19 protein-coding genes and 1 tRNA gene are annotated in these 20,324 nt (G+C 71.6%); 7 read left to right on the top strand and 13 right to left on the bottom strand.

The features are described from left to right. Nucleotides 1-43 precede the first annotated feature (43 nt). Entirely contained in the window at nt 44-1,039 is a 996-nt protein-coding gene (locus tag HF323_RS03825) for an SDR family oxidoreductase (protein WP_169581200.1), read from the top strand. A gap of 11 nt (nt 1,040-1,050) precedes the next feature. On the opposite strand, the gene HF323_RS03820 is transcribed toward HF323_RS03825, so the two are convergent. Together HF323_RS03820 and HF323_RS03815 are read right to left on the bottom strand one after the other, a co-directional pair. Beyond that, complete coding sequence (locus HF323_RS03820; protein WP_169581199.1) at nt 1,051-1,776, bottom strand: ABC transporter ATP-binding protein; 726 nt, start codon at nt 1,774-1,776, stop codon at nt 1,051-1,053. A 68-nt stretch (nt 1,777-1,844) separates the two neighbouring features. Continuing rightward, on the bottom strand, nt 1,845-3,305 hold the full coding sequence (locus tag HF323_RS03815; RefSeq protein WP_169581198.1) for an ABC transporter permease: 1,461 nt from the start codon (nt 3,303-3,305) through the stop codon (nt 1,845-1,847). Between the two features lie 169 nt (nt 3,306-3,474). Between HF323_RS03815 and HF323_RS03810 the strand changes: the two genes are divergently transcribed. Beyond that, nucleotides 3,475-4,200, top strand: coding sequence for a response regulator transcription factor (locus tag HF323_RS03810; RefSeq protein ID WP_169581197.1), 726 nt, complete (start codon nt 3,475-3,477; stop codon nt 4,198-4,200). Next, the gene (locus HF323_RS03805) at nt 4,197-5,732 is read left to right on the top strand and encodes an ATP-binding protein (RefSeq protein ID WP_317450982.1); all 1,536 of its coding nucleotides are present in this window, start codon (nt 4,197-4,199) and stop codon (nt 5,730-5,732) included. Before HF323_RS03810 ends, HF323_RS03805 begins: the two co-directional genes overlap by 4 nt. Before the next feature lie 39 nt (nt 5,733-5,771). On the opposite strand, the gene HF323_RS03800 is transcribed toward HF323_RS03805, so the two are convergent. The 7 genes from HF323_RS03800 to HF323_RS03770 form a co-directional block, all read right to left on the bottom strand. Then, complete coding sequence (locus tag HF323_RS03800) at nt 5,772-7,277, bottom strand: flavodoxin reductase (RefSeq protein ID WP_188241643.1); 1,506 nt, start codon at nt 7,275-7,277, stop codon at nt 5,772-5,774. A 61-nt stretch (nt 7,278-7,338) separates the two neighbouring features. Next, nucleotides 7,339-7,893 (bottom strand): MOSC domain-containing protein, encoded by a 555-nt coding sequence (locus HF323_RS03795; RefSeq protein WP_169581195.1) that lies wholly within the window; start codon nt 7,891-7,893, stop codon nt 7,339-7,341. Beyond that, nucleotides 7,890-8,792 carry an FAD:protein FMN transferase gene (locus HF323_RS03790; protein ID WP_169581194.1) on the bottom strand — a complete coding sequence of 301 codons (903 nt, stop codon included), beginning with the start codon at nt 8,790-8,792 and terminating at the stop codon, nt 7,890-7,892. The genes HF323_RS03795 and HF323_RS03790 overlap by 4 nt, the downstream gene beginning before the upstream one ends. A gap of 4 nt (nt 8,793-8,796) precedes the next feature. Continuing rightward, nucleotides 8,797-9,276 carry a hypothetical protein gene (locus HF323_RS03785; RefSeq protein ID WP_169581193.1) on the bottom strand — a complete coding sequence of 160 codons (480 nt, stop codon included), beginning with the start codon at nt 9,274-9,276 and terminating at the stop codon, nt 8,797-8,799. 173 nt (nt 9,277-9,449) lie between these two features. Then, nucleotides 9,450-10,484 carry a ribose-phosphate diphosphokinase gene (locus HF323_RS03780; protein WP_169581192.1) on the bottom strand — a complete coding sequence of 345 codons (1,035 nt, stop codon included), beginning with the start codon at nt 10,482-10,484 and terminating at the stop codon, nt 9,450-9,452. Then, nucleotides 10,459-11,931, bottom strand: a complete 1,473-nt coding sequence (gene glmU, locus HF323_RS03775) for a bifunctional UDP-N-acetylglucosamine diphosphorylase/glucosamine-1-phosphate N-acetyltransferase GlmU (RefSeq protein ID WP_169581191.1) — start codon at nt 11,929-11,931, stop codon at nt 10,459-10,461. The genes HF323_RS03780 and glmU overlap by 26 nt, the downstream gene beginning before the upstream one ends. A gap of 1 nt (nt 11,932) precedes the next feature. Continuing rightward, nucleotides 11,933-12,004, bottom strand: a tRNA-Gln gene (locus tag HF323_RS03770). 92 nt (nt 12,005-12,096) lie between these two features. On the opposite strand from HF323_RS03770, the gene HF323_RS03765 reads away from it, so the two are divergent. Further along, complete coding sequence (locus HF323_RS03765; RefSeq protein WP_169581190.1) at nt 12,097-12,594, top strand: MarR family transcriptional regulator; 498 nt, start codon at nt 12,097-12,099, stop codon at nt 12,592-12,594. A gap of 97 nt (nt 12,595-12,691) precedes the next feature. Here the strand turns inward: HF323_RS03765 and HF323_RS03760 are convergent, their stop codons facing one another. Further along, complete coding sequence (locus tag HF323_RS03760) at nt 12,692-14,503, bottom strand: ABC-F family ATP-binding cassette domain-containing protein (protein WP_169581189.1); 1,812 nt, start codon at nt 14,501-14,503, stop codon at nt 12,692-12,694. A gap of 124 nt (nt 14,504-14,627) precedes the next feature. Between HF323_RS03760 and HF323_RS03755 the strand changes: the two genes are divergently transcribed. From HF323_RS03755 to HF323_RS03745, 3 genes are read left to right on the top strand one after another with little or no spacing between them, the layout of a single operon-like run. After that, complete coding sequence (locus HF323_RS03755) at nt 14,628-16,310, top strand: FAD-dependent oxidoreductase (RefSeq protein ID WP_169581188.1); 1,683 nt, start codon at nt 14,628-14,630, stop codon at nt 16,308-16,310. After that, complete coding sequence (locus HF323_RS03750; protein ID WP_169581187.1) at nt 16,307-16,597, top strand: metal-sensitive transcriptional regulator; 291 nt, start codon at nt 16,307-16,309, stop codon at nt 16,595-16,597. Before HF323_RS03755 ends, HF323_RS03750 begins: the two co-directional genes overlap by 4 nt. A gap of 60 nt (nt 16,598-16,657) precedes the next feature. Continuing rightward, on the top strand, nt 16,658-16,816 hold the full coding sequence (locus HF323_RS03745; protein ID WP_169581186.1) for a hypothetical protein: 159 nt from the start codon (nt 16,658-16,660) through the stop codon (nt 16,814-16,816). Between the two features lie 25 nt (nt 16,817-16,841). Here the strand turns inward: HF323_RS03745 and HF323_RS03740 are convergent, their stop codons facing one another. The 3 genes from HF323_RS03740 to HF323_RS03730 are packed head-to-tail and all read right to left on the bottom strand — an operon-like array spanning nt 16,842 to nt 20,213. After that, nucleotides 16,842-18,182 carry a GNAT family N-acetyltransferase gene (locus HF323_RS03740; protein ID WP_169581185.1) on the bottom strand — a complete coding sequence of 447 codons (1,341 nt, stop codon included), beginning with the start codon at nt 18,180-18,182 and terminating at the stop codon, nt 16,842-16,844. Between the two features lie 40 nt (nt 18,183-18,222). Next, on the bottom strand, nt 18,223-19,149 hold the full coding sequence (locus tag HF323_RS03735; protein WP_169581184.1) for a 4-(cytidine 5'-diphospho)-2-C-methyl-D-erythritol kinase: 927 nt from the start codon (nt 19,147-19,149) through the stop codon (nt 18,223-18,225). Continuing rightward, entirely contained in the window at nt 19,146-20,213 is a 1,068-nt protein-coding gene (locus tag HF323_RS03730) for an aldo/keto reductase (RefSeq protein ID WP_169581183.1), read from the bottom strand. The genes HF323_RS03735 and HF323_RS03730 overlap by 4 nt, the downstream gene beginning before the upstream one ends. Between the last annotated feature and the right edge of the window lie 111 nt (nt 20,214-20,324).

The following is a 20,324-nucleotide window of genomic DNA, read 5'->3' as shown; positions in this document are numbered from 1 at the left end:
GGATTCCCGCCAGTCAGCCGCTCGCCGCGGCTAGGGTCGAGGAGTGACGACCAAGCGCGTGCTCTTCATCGGCGGAACCGGGACCATCAGCGCAGCGTGCGTGCACCGCAGCGTCGGGGCGGGCGACGAGGTGACTGTCCTCAACCGCGGATCGTCACGGCGCCCCCTCCCCGAGGGCGTGCGCGAGCTGGTCGCCGACGTCCGCGATCCCGACTCCCTGCGCGACGCGGTCGGCGACGCGGAGTTCGACGTCGTCGCCGACTTCCTCTCGTTCACTCCCGCGCACGTGCAGGCGGCGCTCGACCGGTTCGAGGGCCGAACCGGCCAGTACGTGTTCATCAGCTCCGCCTCGGCCTACGAGAAGCCGCCTCGGCGGCTTCCGGTGACGGAGTCCACTCCGCTGCGCAACCCGTACTGGCAGTACTCGCGCGACAAGATCGCGTGCGAGGACGTGCTCGTCGCCGCGCACCGCGAGCGGGGACTGCCCGTGACGATCATCCGCCCGTCGCACACGTACGACGAGGCGCTGATGCCGACGCTCGGCGGCTGGACCGACATCACCCGGATGCGCGCCGGCCGCCCGGTCGTCATCCATGGCGACGGCACCAGCCTGTGGACCATCACGCACAGCGACGACTTCGCCGTGGCGTTCGCGGGGCTGCTGGCGAACCCGGAGGCGATCGGCGACGCGTTCACGATCACCGGCTCTCACGCGCCGACCTGGAATCAGATCTACGGCTGGCTCGCCGCGGCTGCCGGGGTGGACGAGCCGGACTTCGTGCACGTGGCGTCCGAGACGATCGCCGCGTTCGCACCCGACCTCGGCCCGGGTCTGGTCGGCGACAAGGCGCACTCGATGCTCTTCGACAACGCCAAGGTCACCGCGCTCGTGCCGGAGTTCCGCACCACGATCACCTTCGACGAGGGCGCGCGCCGTCTCGTCGCGCACTACGACGCGCACCCCGAGCTGCAGGGCGGCGACGAGAGCCGCGATGCGCTGTTCGATCGCATCGCGGCTCACGCTCGAAGCGCGCGCTGACCGGGCGGCCCTCAGCGCGTGATGTCGCGCACGGTCCCGCGCTCGAGCCGCAGGCGCCTGCGGGCCCGCCGTGCGACGGCGGTGTCGTGCGTCACGACGATGAGCGTCGGCCCGTCCGCGCACAGCCCCTCGAGCACCGCCAGGATCTCGTCGCGCATCGACTCGTCCAGGTTGCCGGTCGGCTCGTCGGCGAGGAGCACGCGCGGCCGCTTCACGATCGCGCGCGCGATCGCGACGCGCTGCTGCTGACCTCCCGAGAGCTCACCAGGGAGGTGGTCGGCCCGGTCGCCGAGCCCGACATGCGCCAGCGCCTCGACCACCCTCTCCGCGCGCTCGGCTCTCGTGAGACTCAGGGGCTCCAGCGCCATCTCGACGTTCTCGGCCGCCGTGAGCGTCGGGATGAGGTTGAATCCCTGGAACACGAAGCCGATCTCTCGCGCGCGCACGCGTCCGAGCTCGGCGTGGGACGCCGTCGCGAGGTCGACGTCCCCGAGCAGGACCGAGCCGCCGGTCGGCCGGTCCAGGGCGCCGAGCAGCTGCAGCAGCGTGGACTTGCCGCCGCCGGTCGGTCCCTGGATCGTGACGAAGTCGCCCTGCGCGATGTCGAGGTCGACGCCCGCGAGCGCCTTCACGACACGGTCCTTCTGGCGGTAGGTGCGGGTGACGCCGGCGAGTCGGTAGAGCACGGGGGGCGAGGCATCCGCCCCCTCGTGCGTCTGGGTGTCGATCATGGTCATGGTGCGACCTCCTGTCGGGGTGGGGGGAACGGGTGCGGGGGCGCCGGTGACGGGGGGCATCGGATTGCTCACCCCACCGATCGCAGCGCTTCGGCGGGGCTCAGGCGTGCGGCCCTCCAGCCGCCGCAGGCGCCGGCGACGAGGCCTCCGAGCAGGGCGAGTCCGAGGGCGACGAGCACGACCCACAGCGTGACCGGCGCCTGGAGCGCGATCTCCGCCGTCTGCTGCGCGAGGGCGCCGGGACCGCCGAGCGGACGCACCATGGTGTCGCCGCTCGGGCCGCCGTCGGCGACCGGGCCGACGGATGGCGCCGTGGAGATCGTCGGCGAGACGAGATTGATCACCGCGATGGCGCCGAAGCCCAGCGCGAGGCCGGCGGCCCCGCCGATGAGTCCCTGCACGACCGACTCCCCCGCGACCTGGCCGACGACGCGGCCGTTGGACCATCCGATCGCCTTGAGCGTGCCGAACTCCCGCGTCCGGCGTGAGACGCCCGAGATCGTGAACAGCACGGCCAGCGCGAGCGCGACGGCCAGGACGATGAGCGACAGCCACGTGCCCAGGCCGGTGATGAGCACCGAGGCGCTCGAGAGGGAGCCGGAGACGCTCGCAGCGAGGTCGGTCTGCGAGCTCACCGTCGCGTCGGGGAGCGCCGCTTCGAGACCCTCCTGCACGCTCGCGATCGCGTCGGAGGAGTCTGCTCGCACGTAGACCGTCGACACCGCGTCGCCGACCGCCGAGAGCGTCTGCGCCACGCCGAGGGGGATGTAGACATCGGCCGCCGTGTCGGCCTCGCTCGAGGTCGAGGCGACGATGCCGACGACCTCGAACTCCTCGCCTCCCACGTCGATGGCGTCTCCCACGGCGAGGTCGGCCGTCGAAGCGTACGTCTCGTCGAGGACGGCCACACGCTCCCCCTCGTCCTCGGCGCCCAGCGCGCGACCGTCGCCGAGCCTCACGGCCGAGAGCGGGCCCACCGACGACGCGGCCGGATCGATCCCCAGCACGCTGAACGAATCGACGTCGAACGACCCGCCGCCGAACCCCCCGCCGCCCCGCGCGGGTGCCTGCTCGACGGCGCCCGAGTCCCCGCCGTCGGCGGGCGGTTCGGGCAGCTCGCCGGAGAAGGTCATGTTGGTGAGGCTCAGGGCGGCGGATGCCTCGGCGACGCCGTCCGTCGACGCCACCGTGTCGAGCACCTCGGCGTCGAGCGTCGATCGCATCGGCTCCGAGACCAGGCGCGACTGGCTGAGCTCGGTGGTGCCGTCCTCCGCCGTCTCGCCGCCGCCGGCGCCGAACTCGAACGCCTGCCCGCGCGCCTGTCCGGGTTCGGCCATCGCGCCCGTCACGGTGAGGTCGGTGCCGACGCCGTAGACCGATTGGAGTGCGTCGGCCTGCGCGTCGCGCACGCCGGCGGCGAGCGCGTTCACGACCATCACCAGGGCGATCGCGATCGCGAGCCCGGACGCGACGATGATCGTCTGCTTCTTGCGGCCGGCCAGCTCCCGCCGCAGATACGTTCCGTACATGGGTCTCCTCCCGGCGGCGAGGTGCCGGCCGTCGAGGCGACGCTAGGGAGATCGCCGATGCGCGGGTTCAGCGCCCGCTATGGATGCCGTATGGACGGCTCCCGCGACTCACAGCCAGCGCATAGGCGGCTCCATAGGAAGCGCATAGGAAGGCGAGCAGAATGGGCGCATGACGAACGCCCCCGCCCTGCTGCGCCCCGACGGCTCTCCCCTGCGCGTGCTCGTCGTCGACGACGAACAGATGCTCACCGACCTGCTCTCGATGGCGCTGCGCATGGAGGGGTGGGAGGTGCGCACCGCCGGCTCGGGCTTCGAAGCCCTCCAGTCCGCACGGGAATTCACGCCCGACGCCATGGTGCTCGACATCATGATGCCCGACCTCGACGGCATGTCGGTGCTGCAGCGCCTGCGGCAGTCGGGCGACGACGTGCCCGTGCTCTTCCTCACCGCGAAGGATGCCGTGAGCGACCGCATCGCCGGACTGACCGCGGGCGGCGACGACTACGTCACCAAGCCGTTCAGCCTCGAAGAGGTCGTCGCCCGTCTGCGCGGCCTCATGCGCCGGGCCGGTACCGCCCACGCCGCGGGCGCCGAGCCGATCCTGCGCGTGGCCGACCTGACCCTCAACGAGGACAGCCACGAGGTCGAGCGCTCCGGCGAGCAGATCGAGCTCACCGCGACGGAGTTCGAGCTGCTGCGCTATCTCATGCGCAACCAGCGCCGCGTGGTGTCGAAGGCGCAGATCCTGGACCGCGTCTGGAACTACGACTTCGGCGGGCGCTCCAGCGTCGTCGAGCTGTACATCTCGTATCTGCGGAAGAAGATCGACCAGGGCCGCGAGCCCCTCATCCACACCGTGCGCGGCGTGGGCTACATGATCAAGGCCCCGCAGTGACCGAGACCGTCGCGCCCGTGGAGTCGCGGGAGACGGATGCCCCGACCCCCGCGCCGGACGAGGCATCCGCCGGCCGGCCCTGGACTCTGCAGCGCAGGCTCATCATCACGGTCGTCGGGATCACCTCGTTCATCCTGGTTCTCGTGGGCGTCGCCACCAGTGCGATCCTCGGTGGCGTGCTCGAGGACGGCCTCAACACCGAGGTGAGGAACGCGGCGGAGCGGACGGCCGCGACCATTCAGCGCCAGCTCGCCGCCGGGCTCACCGCCGAGCAGATCCTCACCGAGCAGCCGCAGCAGCCGGGATTCCTCCTCGCAGTGCAGACGCCGCTCGGCGAGCCGACCGGCGCCGTCGTGGAGGAGGACGCCTCCGTCACCGCGCTCAGCGACGACCAGATCTCACAGCTCGCGGAAGGCCTCGGCGGAGAGACGCCGCTCGTGGTCTCGATCGACGAGGTGGGGACCTTCCGCGTGGAGGGACAGCCGTCGCCGCAGGGCATCGTCGTCGTAGGGATCTCGCGCGACGAGGTGGCCGCGAACATCGCCCGCATGCTCACGACGATCGGCCTCCTCACCGCCGGCGGGCTGATCCTGCTCGCCCTGGCGACGGCCTGGACGATCCGCGCGGGACTCGCGCCGCTGCGCGCGGTCGCCGACACCGCGGAACGCGTGTCGAAGCTGCCGCTCGACCGCGGCGAGGTCTCGATCGTCGAGCGCGTGCCGTCGGCCCAGGCCGACCCGCGCACCGAGGTGGGCCGCGTGGGCGAGGCGCTCAACACCCTCCTCGACCACGTCGGCGAATCGCTCGCGGCGCGTCAGCGAAACGAGGAGCGCATGCGCACGTTCGTCGCCGACGCGAGCCACGAGCTGCGCACCCCGCTCGCCTCGATCCGCGGATACTCGGAGCTCTCGCTGCGAGCCCTCTCGCAGAACCAGGCGCCGGCGACGATCGAGACCGCCGAGGCATCGCTGGAGCGCATCCAGGCGCAGTCGCTGCGCATGACGACCCTCGTCGAGGACCTGCTGCTGCTCGCGCGGCTCGACGAGGGCCAGGAGCTCGTGTACGGCACCGTGGATCTCACCCGTCTCGCCGTCGAGGCCGTCGGCGACGCCCGCCCCGCGGGTCCGGGACACACATGGGTGCTGGAGATCGGCGACGAGCCGGTGCAGATCGCCGGCGACGCGGGACGGCTGCATCAGGTGATCGCCAACCTGCTCGCCAACGCCCGCACCCACACTCCCGAAGGCACGACCGTCACGGTCGGTGTGAGCCGCGAGGACGGTGCGGCAGTGCTGCGCGTCCATGACGACGGACCCGGCATCGACCCGGCCCTGCGCGACGAGCTGTTCGAGCGCTTCTCACGGGGCGACCGCTCACGGGCGCGCCAGACCGGCGGCACCGGCCTCGGGCTGTCGATCGCCCGCGCCATCGTCGATGCCCACGGGGGCACGATCTCGGTGCGCAGCGTGCCGGGCGACACCACGTTCGAGGTGCGCCTTCCCGCCCGCCCCCGCGATCCCGGCAGCGCCTGAGCCGAGGCATCCGCTCGCCCCGGCTCGCGCCCGTGGGAGTCAGTACCCGCTGAAGGCGTCGGTCGTGATCGACCGGGCGCGCTCGAGCGCCGGCGCGAGGTCGGCGATCAGGCCCGCCGGCCCCGAGATGTACGCATGACGGGACGCGATGTCGGGCACGATGCGCACGAGTCCCTCGGCGTCCAGACGCACGCCTCGCGCCCACGTCCAGTGCGGCGGGAGGTCGGCGGGCCGATCCCGCGTGAACACGAGCACGGGCACCCCGGATGCCTCGATGTCGGCGCGGTAGGCGAGCTCCGACGCGTCGGACGCGACGTACACGAGCACGATGTCACGGTCCTCGCCGGTGGCCCGGAGGTGGCGCAGCTGCGAGACGAACGGCGTCACTCCGATGCCCGCCGCCACCATGAGGATCGGCGCCGCGTCGCGTTTGGGCAGCACGAAGTCGCCCCACACGCCGGTGATCGCCAGGCGCTCCCCCTCGCCGACGGCTGCGAGCGCCTTCTTGAAGGAGCTCTGGGGTTTCGCGCTCGTGCCGTCCTTGAAGGCGACGCGCAGCAGCGGCAGATCCTCGGGAGCCGACGCGATGCTGAACTCCCGGCGCGTGCCGCGGGCGTCGGGATGGGGGTGCGGCACCTCGAGCTCGAGGTACTGGCCGGGCACGAACGACAGCCGGTCCTGCACGCGGAACGTCAGCTCCTGCACGGTGGGGGTCGGCGCGGCGCGAGACGCGAGCGTGAGGCGCACGGCCGTGCGCAGCGCGAAGGCGAAGGCGACCGCGTTGCCGATGAGGAGCGCGCGCTCCTGACCGAGGCTCATGTCGCCGACGGGGATCGGCCAGCCGGCGAGGAAGCCGACGATCCCGGCGACGGTGAACTGCTGCCAGCGCCGGGGCGGGAGCGTCAGCGGCTCCGACAGCATGAACGCGCCCAGGAACAGGTACGGGGAGCTGAACACCGCCTGCGTGAGCAGCGCGCCCAGTTCCACGGGGGCGCCGAGCGCCGACAGCTGCGCCGACGAGCGGAGCACGAACACCGCCACGGCGATCACGAGGAACACCGCGACGACACGGATCTTCTCGGTGCGCCACAGCACCGCGAGTCCCAGCACCATCACCGGCGCGGCGAGTGCGGGGGTGCCGACCCACCACGCCGACGAGCCGAGCGCGGGCCACGGAATGCTCAGGATCGTGAGGATCGTCGCGCCGACGGCGGCGGGGTTGAAGACGTGGCGCCCGCGCCACGCCAGCAGGTACTTCGAGGCGGATGCCGCCGCCCCCGCGACGGCGATGCCCGCGAGCCCGATGAGATCCAGCGTCGGACTGAGCACGAACAGCAGGATGTGGGCCGTGATGAGCGATGACTCCAGGCGCCACGGGAGGTTCAGGACGCGCTGCGCCGCGGCATCCACCCCGACGCACACCGCCGCCAGCACGGCGAGGGTGACGACGAGCTCGAGCGGGTCGGGCCCCACGAGGTCGAACAGCGACAGGACGAGCGCGATGACGGCGAGAGCGGCGAGCGAGACGTAGACGACGCGGTACATCGACACGCGGCCGAGCAGCGCGAAGACGCGGTTCCACACCGTGGTCAGACTGGTCAGCACGTCACACCGCCCGCAGGGGCTCGTGAACGCCGGCAGGGAGGATGACGCGGATGCCGTCGCCCGCGCGCACCCGGCCGCCGGCCAGCACGACCGACATGACGCCGGCCAGGCGCACGGTGTCGCCCTGATCGTCCACGAACACGAGTTCCTTCATGAGTCCCTTCGAGAGGCCGTTGATCTGCGAGCACGGGTTGCGCAGCCCGGTGATCTCGACCACCGCGTCGTCGCCGATCGCCAGGCGCGCGCCGCGCGGCAGCGCGAGCAGATCGATCCCGGACGTCGTGATGTTCTCACCGAGGGCACCCGGCTCGATGCCGTGCCCGCGCTCGGCCATCTGCGCGAACAGCTCCTCGTGCATCAGGTGCACCTGCCGCAGGTTGGGCGAGGTGGCATCGCGGGCGACGCGTGAGCGATGCTTCACCGTCGCTCCGGCGTGCGCGTCGCCCTCGACGCCGTGGCCGGCGATCAGGGTGATGCTCTCGCGCGTGGGCTTGCTGAAGCGGTGTGCGTCGTCGCGGGCCACGGCGACGACCCGTCCGGTCTGGGACTCGGTCACGATTCCACGCTAGCGGCTTGCGTGAACAGCTCGGCGCGGCATCCCGGCGACCATTCGACGCGGCCGTCGGTGGTCATGCGCACCCATTCGACGCCCGACTCGAACGCCAGGCGCGGGCCGCCCTCGAAGAACAGCGCGGTGGCGATCGCGTCGGCGCGCATGGCCTCGGGTGCCACCGCCCACGTCGCGGCGATCGTGCGGACGGGGGCTCCGGTGCGAGCGTCCAGCACGTGGTGCAAGCCGTCTCCCCAGGCCCGCCGGTTCACGGCTGAGGCGCACAGCGAGGCATCCGTCACCTCCCACACCCCGATCGCGCGACGCGGATCGAATGGATGCTCCAGCCCGATGCGCTGCGGCGCGCCGCGGACGGCGAGGTCGCCTCCCGCATCGACCACGACTTCGGCTGCCGTCTCCGTGAGCGCCGCGGCGACGAGGTCGACGAGGCGGCCCTTGCCGATCGCGCCGACGTCGATGACCGCGGAACCGTTGAGCGCGAGGACGCCGCTGCGGCACGTCAGCCGCGTCTCCCAGTCCGCGGGCGCGGCGAGCGCCTCGCCGCCCGTGAGGGAGTAAGCGGCGTCGTAGCCGAGCCGCTCGAGAGAGGCCCCGACGAGCGGATTGACGGCCCCGCCCGTCGCATCCGACAGCCGCGCGTACACCTCGAGCATCGCGGCCGCATCGGGCGGCGCGGGGACGGCGCCGCCGCGGAGTCCGAGCCGCGTGACGACCGAGTCCGCGCGGAACCGCGACCATTCGGCATCGAAGCGGTCGATCACCTCGACGACGCGCGCCCGGTCAGCCTCGCCGAGCGGCGCGCCGGTCGCGATCTCCCACCGCGTTCCGATGGCGTCGAAGCGCCACGACGCCCCGCCGCGCGAGGATGCGGTCACGGCGGACATCGGCCTAGGCGGCCGCCTCGGCCTTGATCGCCTCGATGGCCTGGTTGAAGCCGCCGCTCGTGAGCGACGAGCCGGCGACGCGGCTCACCGAGATGTCGTCGATGTCCTGGCCGACGACGACATCGGAGATGCCGCCGATGAACTGGCCCTGATACTGCTCGGACTCGCTCTTCTGCGGATCGCCCGTCACCTCGACGGCGGTGACGACATCGCTCTCGAGCGTGACGGTGACGGTGATGGTCTCGACGGACTCCGGAGTGTTGTACGAGCCGTCCGCGGTGTAGGTGCCGTCCGCATAGGACCCCGAGCCCGACGAGCCGCCGTCGCCCGAGGTCGATCCGCCCGACGAGCCGGAGTCGTTCGCGGTGTCGTCTCCCGCGTCACCGGCGGCCGGGGTGCATCCGGCGAGCAGGACGACGCCGGCGACGGCTGCGGCTGCAGCGCCTGCGCGGACGGGACGGGTGGCGACGGCGGCGCGGATCATGAGGGTCCTCCTGGGGTCGTTTCGGTCATCCTGGCAGCGCGATCTTTGAGCGCCCTATGAAGGACGTCACGATCCGGTGGACGGGATGGTTCAGATCTGTCCCGGTCCGCGCCGCTCTGGCCGGGTGCGCCCGCCGACGGGTGAAGGCCGATCGACGGATGCCTCGACTCCGGTCAGGCGGCCCCGTCGAACATGCTCGTGACCGAGCCGTCCTCGAAGACCTCGTGGATCGCGCGCGCGAGCAGCGGGGCGATCGGCAGGATGGTCAGGCTCGGGAACCGCTTCTCCTCGGGCACGGGGATCGTGTCGGTGACGACGACCTCGTCGATGGCCTCGCTCTGCAGGCGCTGGGCGGCCGGGTCGCTGAAGATCGGGTGGGTCGCCGCGACGATCACCTTGACGGCGCCGTTCGCCTTGAGCGCCTCCGCCGCCTTCACGATCGTGCCGCCGGTGTCGATCATGTCGTCCACGAGGAGGCAGACGCGGCCGTCGACCGCGCCGACGATCTCGTTGACCGTCACCTGGTTGGCGACATTCGGGTCGCGGCGCTTGTGGATGATCGCCAGTGGCGCGCCCAGGCTGTCGGACCATGTGTCGGCCACGCGCACGCGACCGGTGTCGGGCGAGACGACGGTGAGCTTCTCGCGGTCGTCGGCGGTCAGGGTGTTCTGGAAGTACTCCAGCAGCACCGGCTTGGCGAAGAGGTGGTCGACGGGCCCGTCGAAGAAGCCCTGGATCTGCGCGGCATGCAGGTCGACGCTCATGACCCGGTCGGCACCGGCTGTCTTGAGCAGGTCGGCGACGAGCCGGGCACTGATGGGCTCGCGACCGCGGCCCTTCTTGTCCTGCCGCGAGTACGGGTAGTACGGGGCGACGACGGTGATGCGCTTGGCCGACGCGCGCTTGGCCGCGTCCAGCATGATGAGCGTCTCCATGAGCCACTCGTTCACGGGCGGCCCGAAGCTCTGGATGAGGAAGAAGTCGCAGCCGCGGATCGAGACCTCGAAGCGCGTCAGGATCTCGCCGGAGGCGAAGGTGCGGTACTCGGTGGGGACGAGCTCGGTGCCCAGCTGCGTCGCGACATCGTGGGCGAGGCCGGGGTGCGAGCTCCCCCGCGCGATGACGAGCCGCTTCTTGGTCTTGGCGACCAGTCCGGGCGCGATGTCGTTCTCGCGGTCGAGCTCAACGGTCTTCTTCTTGCGCCCCATCGTCCGCCTTCTGTGCGGACCGAGCCTTGGCCGCGACCTCCGCGGCGCCGGTTCCCGGTCTGTTCTTCTCGACCCACCCCTCGACGTTGCGCTGAGGGGCGACGCTGAGAGCGAGAGCTCCGGCGGGGACATCCTTGCGGACGACCGCTCCGGCCCCGGTCTTGGCGCCGTCTCCGATCCTAACGGGCGCGACGAAGACGTTGTGCGAGCCGGTGTGCACCTCGTCGCCGATCTCGGTGCGGTGCTTGGCGAGGTCGTCGTAGTTGGCGGTGATCGCCCCGGCGCCGAGGTTGACACCGCGTCCGATCGTGGTGTCGCCGATGTACGACAGGTGCGGGACCTTGCTGCGCTCGCCGATCGTGGAGTTCTTCGTCTCGACGAACGTGCCGATCTTGCCCTTGTCGCCGAGGTAGGTGCCCGGGCGCAGGTACGCGAACGGCCCGACGTTCGCGCCGGCGCCGATCACGGCGAGGGTCGCATCGGTGCGCGTGACCACGGCGTTCTCGCCGACCTCGCAGTCGACCAGGCTCGTGTCGGGACCGACGGTCGCGCCCGCGCCGACCGACGTCGAGCGGAGGATGTGCGTGTTGGGAAGCACGGTCACGTCGGGCGCGAGGCTCGCCGTGACGTCGATCCACGTCGTGGCGGGATCGAGGATCGTCGCCCCCTCGAGCTGCCAGCGCCGCACCGTGCGCGCGTTGAGCAGGCGCGCGGCCTCGGAGAGCTGGACGCGGTCGTTCACGCCCAGGGCGGCCGCGGCATCCGGAGCGCTCGCCGCCGCCACCGGGAGGCTCGCCTCGCGCAAGAGGCCGACCACGTCGGTGAGGTATTTCTCGCCCTGGGCGTTCGCGGTGCCGACGAGCGCCAGGTGGGTGCGCAGGGCGGGCGCCTGGAAGACGTACACGCCCGCGTTGATCTCGGTGACGGATGCCTCCTCCGCCGTCGCATCCTTCTGCTCGACGATGCGCGCGACCGTTCCGTCGGCGTCGCGGATGACGCGGCCGTAGCCGGTCGCGTCGTCCAGCACCGCGCTGAGCACGGTGGCCGCCGCGGCGCCGGCGCGGTGCGCGGCGACGAGGTCGGCGAGCGTGTCCGCCTCGAGGAGCGGAACGTCGCCGCTGAGGACGAGCACATCTCCGTCGAAGTCCTCGAGCGCGTCGAGAGCCAGTTCGACGGCTCGCCCCGTGCCCGGTACGTCGTCCTGGTCGACGACGACGGCCCCCGGAGCCGCATCGGCGACGGCGCCCGCGACGAGGTCGCGCTCGTGGCGGACCACGACCGCGATGCGCTCCGGCGAGAGGGCCAACGCGGTGTCGATCACGTGCCCGACCAGCGGGCGTCCGCCGATGCGGTGCAGCACCTTGGGCAGCGTCGACTTCATGCGGGTCCCCTGGCCGGCGGCCAGCACGATCACGGCGAGACGGGAGTCTTCGGTGTGGTGGGTCATGCTCCGCCGCCAGGATTCGAACCTGGGCCTCACAGCTCCAAAGGCTGTCGTGCTGCCGTTACACCACGGCGGATCGCCGCGCGAGCGGCCGCCGTCAAGTCTGCCACGGCCGACCGCGTCCCCCGGTATGCCGGTGACCACCCTCGCGACCTCGATAATGGGGACATGGCAGGCCAGAGCGACGAGGTCGATCGCATCGTCGAAGCGTGGACGGCGCAGCGACCCGACCTCGACTTCTCGCCGCTCGGCGTGCTCTCGCGCGTCGACCGGCTCTCGCGTCATCTCGACCGCGCGCGCCGCGACGCCTTCCGCCGTAGCGAACTCGAGCCCTGGGAATGGGATGTGCTGTCCGCGCTGCGTCGCGCAGGCGAGCCGTTCCAGCTGAGCCCCAAGCAGCTGCTGCAGCAGACGCTCGTGTCCAGCGGCACGATGACCAATCGCATCGACCGCCTCGTCGGCCGGGGCCTGGTGCACCGCGAAGCCGACCCCGACGACGGGCGCAGCATCCTCGTCACGCTCACCGTCGACGGGAAGATCAGGGTGGACGCCGCGATCACGCGGCTCGTCGATGCCGAGGCCGTGCTCCTGTCCACGCTGTCGCGCAGCGACCGCGACCGTCTCGCCGGCCTGCTGCGCAAGCTCAGTCTCGGTTTCGACGCCTGACCGACCGCATCGCCTTCGCAGATCTGCGCGAGATTCGCAGAATCTCACCCGGATCCTGCGAGGCCGGCGCGATTCTGCGAGTTCCCGGCTGCTGCGCTCAGCCCATGCGCTCGGTGAGGTCGAACCAGCGCTCCTCGACGCCGTCGCGCTCGGACTCGAGCTCGCCGATCCTCGCCATCTCGGCGCCGAGCCCCACGTAGTCGGCCTGGTCGTGATCGGCCAGCGCGGTGCGGGCGGACGCGATCTGCGCCTCGAGCTTCTCGAGCCGGCGCTCGAGGGCCGCCACTTCCTTCTGCGCGGCACGGAGATCGGCCCCGGAGAGGCCCGGCGAGCTCTGGGCGACGGATGCCGCGGCATCCGTCGCCGGCGTCGCCGCCGACCGCTCCCGCTCACGCAGGCGCAGGTACTCGTCCACACCGCCGGGGAGGTGGCGAAGGTGGCCGCCCAGGATGGCGTACTGCTGGTCGGTCACGCGTTCGAGGAAGTAGCGGTCGTGGGAGACCACGAGCAGGGTGCCCGGCCAGGTGTCCAGGAGATCCTCCATCGCCGCGAGCATGTCGGTGTCGAGATCGTTCGTCGGCTCGTCGAGGATCAGGACGTTCGGCTGCTCGAGCAGGATCAGCAGGAGCTGGAGCCGGCGCTTCTGGCCACCGGAGAGATCCTTCACCGGCGTCGACAGCTGGGCGCTGGCGAATCCCATGCGTTCGAGCAGCTGACCGGGCGTGAGCTCCTGCGCCTTCGATCCCGACCCGAACGTGTAGGTGGTCCGCAGCCGGGCGATCACGACGCGCACCGGGTCGTCGAGGTGATCGTCGAGTTCGTCCAGTCGCTGCGTAAGGGTCGCGACCCGCACCGTCTTGCCGCGCTTGACGCGGCCCGACGTCGGCTCGACGTCGCCCGACACGAGCCCGAGCAGCGTCGACTTGCCCGCCCCGTTGACACCCAGGATACCGGTGCGCTCTCCGGGGGCGATGCGCCACTCGAAGGGATGGAGCACCTCGCGCGGCCCGTCGGGAGACGGGTAGGCCACCGCCGTGTCGAGCAGGTCGACCACGTCTTTGCCGAGTCGGGAGACGGCGAGGGACTGCAGCTCGGTCCGGTCCCGGATCTCGGGAACGTCCGCGATGAGCGCATTGGCGGCGTCGATGCGGAACTTCGGCTTCGAGGTGCGCGCGGGCGCGCCGCGTCGCAGCCACGCCAGCTCTTTGCGAGCGAGGTTCTGACGTCGCGCCTCGATCGCCGCCGCCTGGCGATCGCGTTCGACCCGCTGCAGGATGTAGGCCGCATAGCCGCCCTCGAAGGGCTCGACGACGCGGTCGTGCACCTCCCACGTGCGAGTGCACACCTCGTCGAGGAACCAGCGGTCGTGCGTGACGACGAGCAGTCCGCCCTGGTTCGCCGGCCACCGGCGCTTCATGTGCTCGGCGAGCCACGCGATCGCCTCGACGTCGAGGTGGTTGGTGGGCTCGTCGAGGAAGATGACGTCGTGGCCGCCCGTCAGCAGCGCGGCGAGAGCGACGCGGCGGCGCTGCCCGCCGGAAAGGCCGGTGACGGGCCCGTCCCAGTCGAGGCCGTCGAGCAGCCCCGCGATGACGTCGCGCACGCGTGGATCGCCCGCCCACTCGTGCTCGGGCCGGTCGCCGACGACGGTCTGCGCGATCGTGAGGCGGTCGTCGAGGGTGTCGGCCTGGTCGAGAACGCCGACGCGCACGCCGCTGCGCACGGTCACCCGCCCTGCGTCGGGCGCGAGCCGGCCGGCGAGCATCGCGAGGAGGCTCGACTTGCCGTCCCCGTTGCGGCCGACGATGCCGATGCGGTCGCCCTCGTCGACACCGAGCGAGACGCCGTCGAAGACGACCTTGGTCGGGAACTCCAGGTGGAGGGCCTCGGCCCCCAGAAGATGTGCCATGTCCTCTCCAGGCTAGGCGAGGACGACCCCGTCCGCGTTCGCCCGAGTTGCGGCAAGATACCCCCCGGGGTATAGTCGCATCATCGACGTATATACCCCACGGGGTATCGGGAGGAGATGTGCCGTGCGAATCGTGGTCGTGGGCGGAGTGGCTGCCGGAATGAGCGCTGCGGCGCGCGCGCGGCGCCATGACGAGGCGGCCGAGATCATCGTTCTGGAGCGCGGGCCGGAGGTCTCGTTCGCGAACTGCGGGCTCCCCTACCACGTGGGCGGCGAGATCGACGACGCCGAATCGCTGCTGCTCCACACTCCGGCGACCCTCCGCGCGGCCCTCAACCTCGACGTGCGCGTCGGCCACGAGGTCGTCGCGATCGATACGGGACGGCAGGTCGTCACGGTGTCGTCCGAAGCGGGCTTCGACGAGCTGGCGTACGACGCGCTCATCCTCGGACCCGGCGCAGCCGCGGTGCGACCGGCGCTGCCCGGGCTCGAATCGCCCCGGGTTCACACTCTGCGCACGGTCGCCGACGCCGTCGTCCTGCGCGACACGGTGGATGACGGCGCGCGCCGCGCCGTCGTGCTCGGCGCAGGGTTCATCGGGCTCGAGGCCGCCGAGGCGCTGCGCCACCAGGGGCTCGAGGTCGATCTGGTCGAACTCGCCCCTCACGTCCTGCCCCCGATCGAACGCGAACTCGCGACCCTCATCACCGAGGAGCTGGCGCGCCTCGGCGTGCGTATCCACGACGGAGTCGCCGCCGAGCGCATCGAGCGCGGCGACCGCCAGGACGTCGTCATCCTCGCCGACGGCACGCGGCTCGACGCCGACATCGTGCTGCTTTCGGTCGGCGTGCGTCCGGACACCGCGTTCGCCGAGGCTGCCGGGATTCGCACCGAGCGCGGCGCGATCCTCGTCGATGGCCACGGGCGAACGTCGGCCCCGCGCGTGTGGGCGGCAGGCGACGCGGTCGCGAGCGTCGACGCCGTGACGGGCGTCGTCCGGCCGGTTCCCCTCGCCGGGCCCGCGAACCGCGCCGGGCGCCTGATCGCCGACGACATCTTCGGCTCCGGTGGAGGACGCCGCGCCATCCCCGCACCGCTGGGCACGGCGATCGTCCGGGTGGGATCCCTCACCGCGGCGATGACGGGCGCCAACCGCGCCGCGCTCCGCGCTGCAGGCATCCGGTTCCGCACCCTGCATCTGCACCCGAACCAGCACGCGGGCTATTTTCCGGGAGCGGCACCCGTGCACCTTGTCGTTCACATCGGCGACGACGGCTCCCTGCTCGGCGCGCAGGCTGTCGGAACCGACGGTATCGACAAGCGCATCGACATCCTGGCAACGGCGATGCGGGCGGGGCTGTCGGCGCCCGACCTGATCGATCTGGACCTCGCCTACGCGCCGCCATACGGTCAGGCGAAGGATGCTGTGAACCTTGTGGGCATGGTCGCCGAGAACCTGCTCGCCGGGCGTCTCCGGCTGTGGTACGCCGACGAACTCGACGACGACACGAACGCTCCCGTGCTCGATGTGCGCACCGTCGCCGAGTTCGAAGCGGGCCACGTCGCCGGTGCGCTGAACATCCCCCACACCGAGCTGCGCGATCGCCTCGAGGAGGTGCGCGCATGGGCGGCGGGCCGCTCGATCCGGGTGCTGTGCGCCGCCGGAGTCCGCTCCAACATCGCCTACCGGATCCTTGCGAACCACGGATTCGACGCGGCCTCGCTCTCGGGCGGAATGCAGACACTCCGTCAGTGGTACGGGGCCGGCACCGACCGCATCGTCATCGAAGAAGGAGCTCTCTCATGATCGCCGCAGGAACCGCCGAGGAGCAGGCCGCCGCACGCAAGCGGATCCTCAATCGTCTCCGTCGCGCACAGGGGCAGCTCACCGCGGTCGTCAACGCGGTCGAGAGCGGCGCGACGTGTCGCGACGTGGTCACGCAGCTGGCTGCGGTGACCAGCGCCCTCGATCGCGCCGGATTCGCGATCATCTCGTCGGCGATGCAGGTGTGCGTCGTCGACCCGGATGCCGCCGTCGAGGCGGAGGGGCTCACCCCGGAGGAGCTCGAGAAGCTCTTCCTCTCCCTCGCCTGACCCCCGTCACCCTCCCGACCGAATACCACCGACCACTCGAATCCGAGGAGCATTCGCGATATGTGTCAGCAGATCACATGCCGTACCTGCGGCAAGGCCACCTGGACCGGCTGCGGCCAGCACGTCGAGACCGCCCTGGCGGGCGTTCCCCAGGCCCAGCGCTGCCCTGGCCACGACCAAGAACCCAAGAAGGGCCTGTTCGCCGCGCTGTTCGGATGAGCGCCTGCGAGCCGCTCCGCCCGGGTCAGTACCAGATGCTGAGCCGAGGTGCGATGTGCCACGAGAACACCCGCGTGACCGCCGCGGCATCGGAGGTGCGCAGGCGGCCGGCGGCCTGGAGGGTCAGCGGCGACACGCCCCCGAGGTACAGGGCCGAGAGCTCGGCGATCCCGAGCGACAGCGTCACCGCCCCGGCGGGAGGCTCGCCCTCCCACGGCGAGACCCGGCCCCGGCCGTCGGCATCCACCTCCAGGAGATAGCGGCCCGCAGCGTGCTCGAGCGCGTCGGCCACGTCCAGCGCGACGACGCCCGCCGCGTCGTATCGGCGCCGCTCGAGTGCCGCAGGCACGTCGAGGATGCGCACGTACTGGTGATCGCGCACCGTGATCCTGGCCGCGCGCTGGTCGGCGATCATCCACAGCAGGGGCTCGGCGACGGACAGCTCGTCGGCGTGCACCTCCCCGACGAGGTCGAGTTCGAGGAGGAACCGCCAGAGCGCGGCGTACGCGTCGTCGCCGTCGGCCACGAGGTAGGTGACGCGCACCGTCGCCTTCGTGAAGTCGTCGTGATTCTCGCGCACGGAGTACAGTGCGAGTCCCCGCACCCGACCCGCGGGGTCGGTGTACTGGATCGCCCGCTTCTCGCCCGCCTTCTCGGCCGCCGGGCTGGTGCCGGCGAAGCCGTCCCAGTGTCCGCCCGGCACATCGATCTCGCCCGGCGCGCGCAGTCGCACACGCTCATGGAGCGCCGGGATGAGCCCGCGCAGCGTCTCGCGGGAGATGAAATCGACCCGCCCCTCGGGCCGAGGTCCGATCCACGCGGCGCGCTTCGTCTCGATCCGCCAGGACGCCGAGGCGGCCGCCGGCGCGAACCCGTAGCGGCCGTACAGCGGCGACTCGCTCACCGTCAGCATCGCGACCGGCACGCCGGCGTCGGCCGCCGCACGCAGCTCGCCCTCGAGCATGGCGCGGGCGATCCCGCGTCGCCGATGCGTCGGCGCCACCGTCACGGCCGAGATCGCGCAGGACGGCACGGCAGCGTCGCCGGGGACCGTGAGCTCTCCCAGCCACGAAGCGATCGTCGCGACCGGCGCGTCGGAGACCGGTGCACCGGGGTCGTACACGCCGGTGAGCCGGCGGTACCCCGAGCGCTCGCGCGAGGCGGCGATCTGCTCGTCGCTGCGCTCCCCGTCCTGGAACCCCCGGGCGACCGACTGGAGCCAGGGCGCGAAGTCGTCGCCCTCGACGCTCGTGCGCCGGTAGTCCAGCCCCTGCCCGGCCAGCCGGGCGCGCGACGCCTCGTCGACCGGGCCGGCGCGGAACCTCGAGCGGTCGGACTCCGGGGCCGCGCTTTCGGACGTCGTCATGTCGATTCCTCCTGAGGTGGTGGTCGTCGTGCGATCAGGGTCACGTGCCGATGACGCGCGCGCCGGCCACCGGGCCGTGCACGTGCAACGCCTCGAATCCGGCGGCCGAGAGCGTCACCTGCAGCTCGAGGGCCGATTCGGGATCCTCGGCGAGGAATGCCAGCGTAGGCCCCGACCCCGACACCATGCCCGCCAGCGCACCGGATCTCTCACCCAGCTCGAGCGCGTCCCGCAACGCAGGACGCAGCGACAGCGCCGCCGCCTGGAGGTCATTGCGCGTGTGCGTCGCGAGCGCGACCGGGTCGCCGGCGCGCAGCGCGTGCAGCACGGACGGGTCGACCTCGGGCACATGAGCAGTGGTCAGGTGATTCTCGCTGCGCAGCGCATCCAGATGCGCATAGACCTCGGGGGTCGAGAGTCCGACGCCCGCGGGCACGACGACCCAGTCGAAACGACCCTTCGCCAGTGCCGGGCTCAGCTGGTCGCCCCGCCCGACGCCGATCGCGGTGCCGCCCATGAGGGCGAACGGGACGTCGGCGCCCAGGCGCGCAGCGAGCTTGTGGAGTTCGGAGGTGCCGAGGTCGGCTCCCCACAGGGCGTCGCACGCGATGAGGGCGGCCGCGGCATCCGCCGACCCGCCCCCCATTCCCCCCGCGACCGGGACGTTCTTGACGATGTCGAGGTGCACCCCGTCGCGATGGCCGATGCGCTGGGCGACCATCCGGGCCGCACGCACCGCGAGGTTGCGATCGTCGGCGGGCACGCCTGCGACGTCGACCGTCCCCGAGACGGTGACGGTGAAGTCGTCCGAGTGGGTGGCCCACACGTTCTCGTAGAGCGACACCGCCTGGTAAGCCGACGCGACGTCGTGATAGCCGTCGTCCTGGACGCCGCCGACCTCGAAGAAGAGATTCAGCTTGCCCGGCGCCCGCACGTGGACGCGGCCTTCGACGAAAGCCTCGCTCACGAGGTGGCCGAGTCCGCCCACAGGTCGACGTCGATGCCGTCCGAGAGGGCGTCGATCTGCTCGATCTCCTCGGTCGTGAACGCCGGTCCCCGCAGCGCTGCCAGGTTCTCGTCCAGCTGGGACGGACGCGATGCGCCGATGAGCGCGGAGGCCACCACGGGGTGGCGCAGCACCCACTGGATCGCCATCTGCGCGAGCGACTGACCGCGCTCCTTCGCGATGACGTCGAGGCCCCGGAGTGTCGCGAGCCCACGATCGCTGAGCGGACCGCTCGGCAGCGATCCGCGCTGCTGTGCGCGGTCGGCGTCGCCACCGGCGAGGTACTTGTCGGTGAGCAGCCCCTGCGCGAGCGGCGTGAACGCGATGGCCCCCATCCCCTCCTGCGTCAGCACGCCCGTCAGGCCGTCCTCGATCCAGCGGTTGAGGATCGAGTACGCGGGCTGGTGGATCACCAGCGGAGTCCCGAGGGAGCGGGCGACGGATGCCGCGACCGCCGTGCGCTCGGCACTGTACGACGAGATGCCGACGTACAGCGCCTTCCCCTGGCGCACCAGGGTGTCCAGGGCCCCGACGGTCTCCTCGATCGGCACGTCGGGATCGACGCGGTGGGAGTAGAAGATGTCGACGTAGTCGACGCTCATGCGCTTCAGGGACTGCTCGGCGCTGGCGATCAGGTACTTGCGCGAGCCGCCGTTGCCGTACGGACCGTGCCACATGTCGTAGCCCGCCTTCGACGAGATGATGAGCTCGTCGCGGTAGGGCGCGAAGTCCTCCCTCATCATGCGGCCGAAGTTCGTCTCGGCCGACCCGTAGGGCGGGCCGTAGTTGTTGGCCAGATCGAAGTGGGTGATCCCGCTGTCGAACGCGTGGCGCAGGAGGGCCCGCTGGTTGTCGAAGGGGATGTTGTCTCCGAAGTTCCACCACAGGCCCAGCGACACGGGTGGGAGCTGAAGACCCGAGGTGCCGACCCGGCGGTACTCGGCGAGGTCGTAGCGGTCATCGGCGGCGGTGTACGGGCGGAGGAGGTCTCCTCCGCGGGCGCGGTTGCGGGGCTCGTCGGTCACCGGTCCAGGCTAGCCGCGATCACGCCGCCGCCGCAGGCCTCGCCGTACCCTCCGGCACACGGCACCGCGTCATGTCAAGGGCATCGGCCGAAACGTCGTCGTAATGGAGAG

This window comes from Microbacterium sp. MF43, from assembly GCF_012847295.1.
GTDB lineage: Bacteria > Actinomycetota > Actinomycetes > Actinomycetales > Microbacteriaceae > Microbacterium.
The sequence above is the reverse complement of the archived record's forward strand: the minus strand, read 5'-3'. Positions and strand labels throughout refer to the sequence as shown.

Bases quoted from the DNA above. Each gene is read 5' to 3' on its own strand.
- HF323_RS03815 (WP_169581198.1), bottom strand. From the start codon at position 3,305: ATGTACGGAACGTATCTGCGGCGGGAGCTGGCCGGCCGCAAGAAGCAG.
- HF323_RS03820 (WP_169581199.1), bottom strand. From the start codon at position 1,776: ATGACCATGATCGACACCCAGACGCACGAGGGGGCGGATGCCTCGCCC.
- HF323_RS03745 (WP_169581186.1), top strand. From the start codon at position 16,658: ATGTGTCAGCAGATCACATGCCGTACCTGCGGCAAGGCCACCTGGACC.
- HF323_RS03765 (WP_169581190.1), top strand. From the start codon at position 12,097: ATGGCAGGCCAGAGCGACGAGGTCGATCGCATCGTCGAAGCGTGGACG.
- HF323_RS03780 (WP_169581192.1), bottom strand. From the start codon at position 10,484: ATGGGGCGCAAGAAGAAGACCGTTGAGCTCGACCGCGAGAACGACATC.
- HF323_RS03750 (WP_169581187.1), top strand. From the start codon at position 16,307: ATGATCGCCGCAGGAACCGCCGAGGAGCAGGCCGCCGCACGCAAGCGG.
- HF323_RS03790 (WP_169581194.1), bottom strand. From the start codon at position 8,792: ATGTCCGCCGTGACCGCATCCTCGCGCGGCGGGGCGTCGTGGCGCTTC.
- HF323_RS03740 (WP_169581185.1), bottom strand. From the start codon at position 18,182: ATGACGACGTCCGAAAGCGCGGCCCCGGAGTCCGACCGCTCGAGGTTC.
- HF323_RS03800 (WP_188241643.1), bottom strand. From the start codon at position 7,277: ATGTACCGCGTCGTCTACGTCTCGCTCGCCGCTCTCGCCGTCATCGCG.
- glmU (WP_169581191.1), bottom strand. From the start codon at position 11,931: ATGACCCACCACACCGAAGACTCCCGTCTCGCCGTGATCGTGCTGGCC.
- HF323_RS03810 (WP_169581197.1), top strand. From the start codon at position 3,475: ATGACGAACGCCCCCGCCCTGCTGCGCCCCGACGGCTCTCCCCTGCGC.
- HF323_RS03760 (WP_169581189.1), bottom strand. From the start codon at position 14,503: ATGGCACATCTTCTGGGGGCCGAGGCCCTCCACCTGGAGTTCCCGACC.
- HF323_RS03785 (WP_169581193.1), bottom strand. From the start codon at position 9,276: ATGATCCGCGCCGCCGTCGCCACCCGTCCCGTCCGCGCAGGCGCTGCA.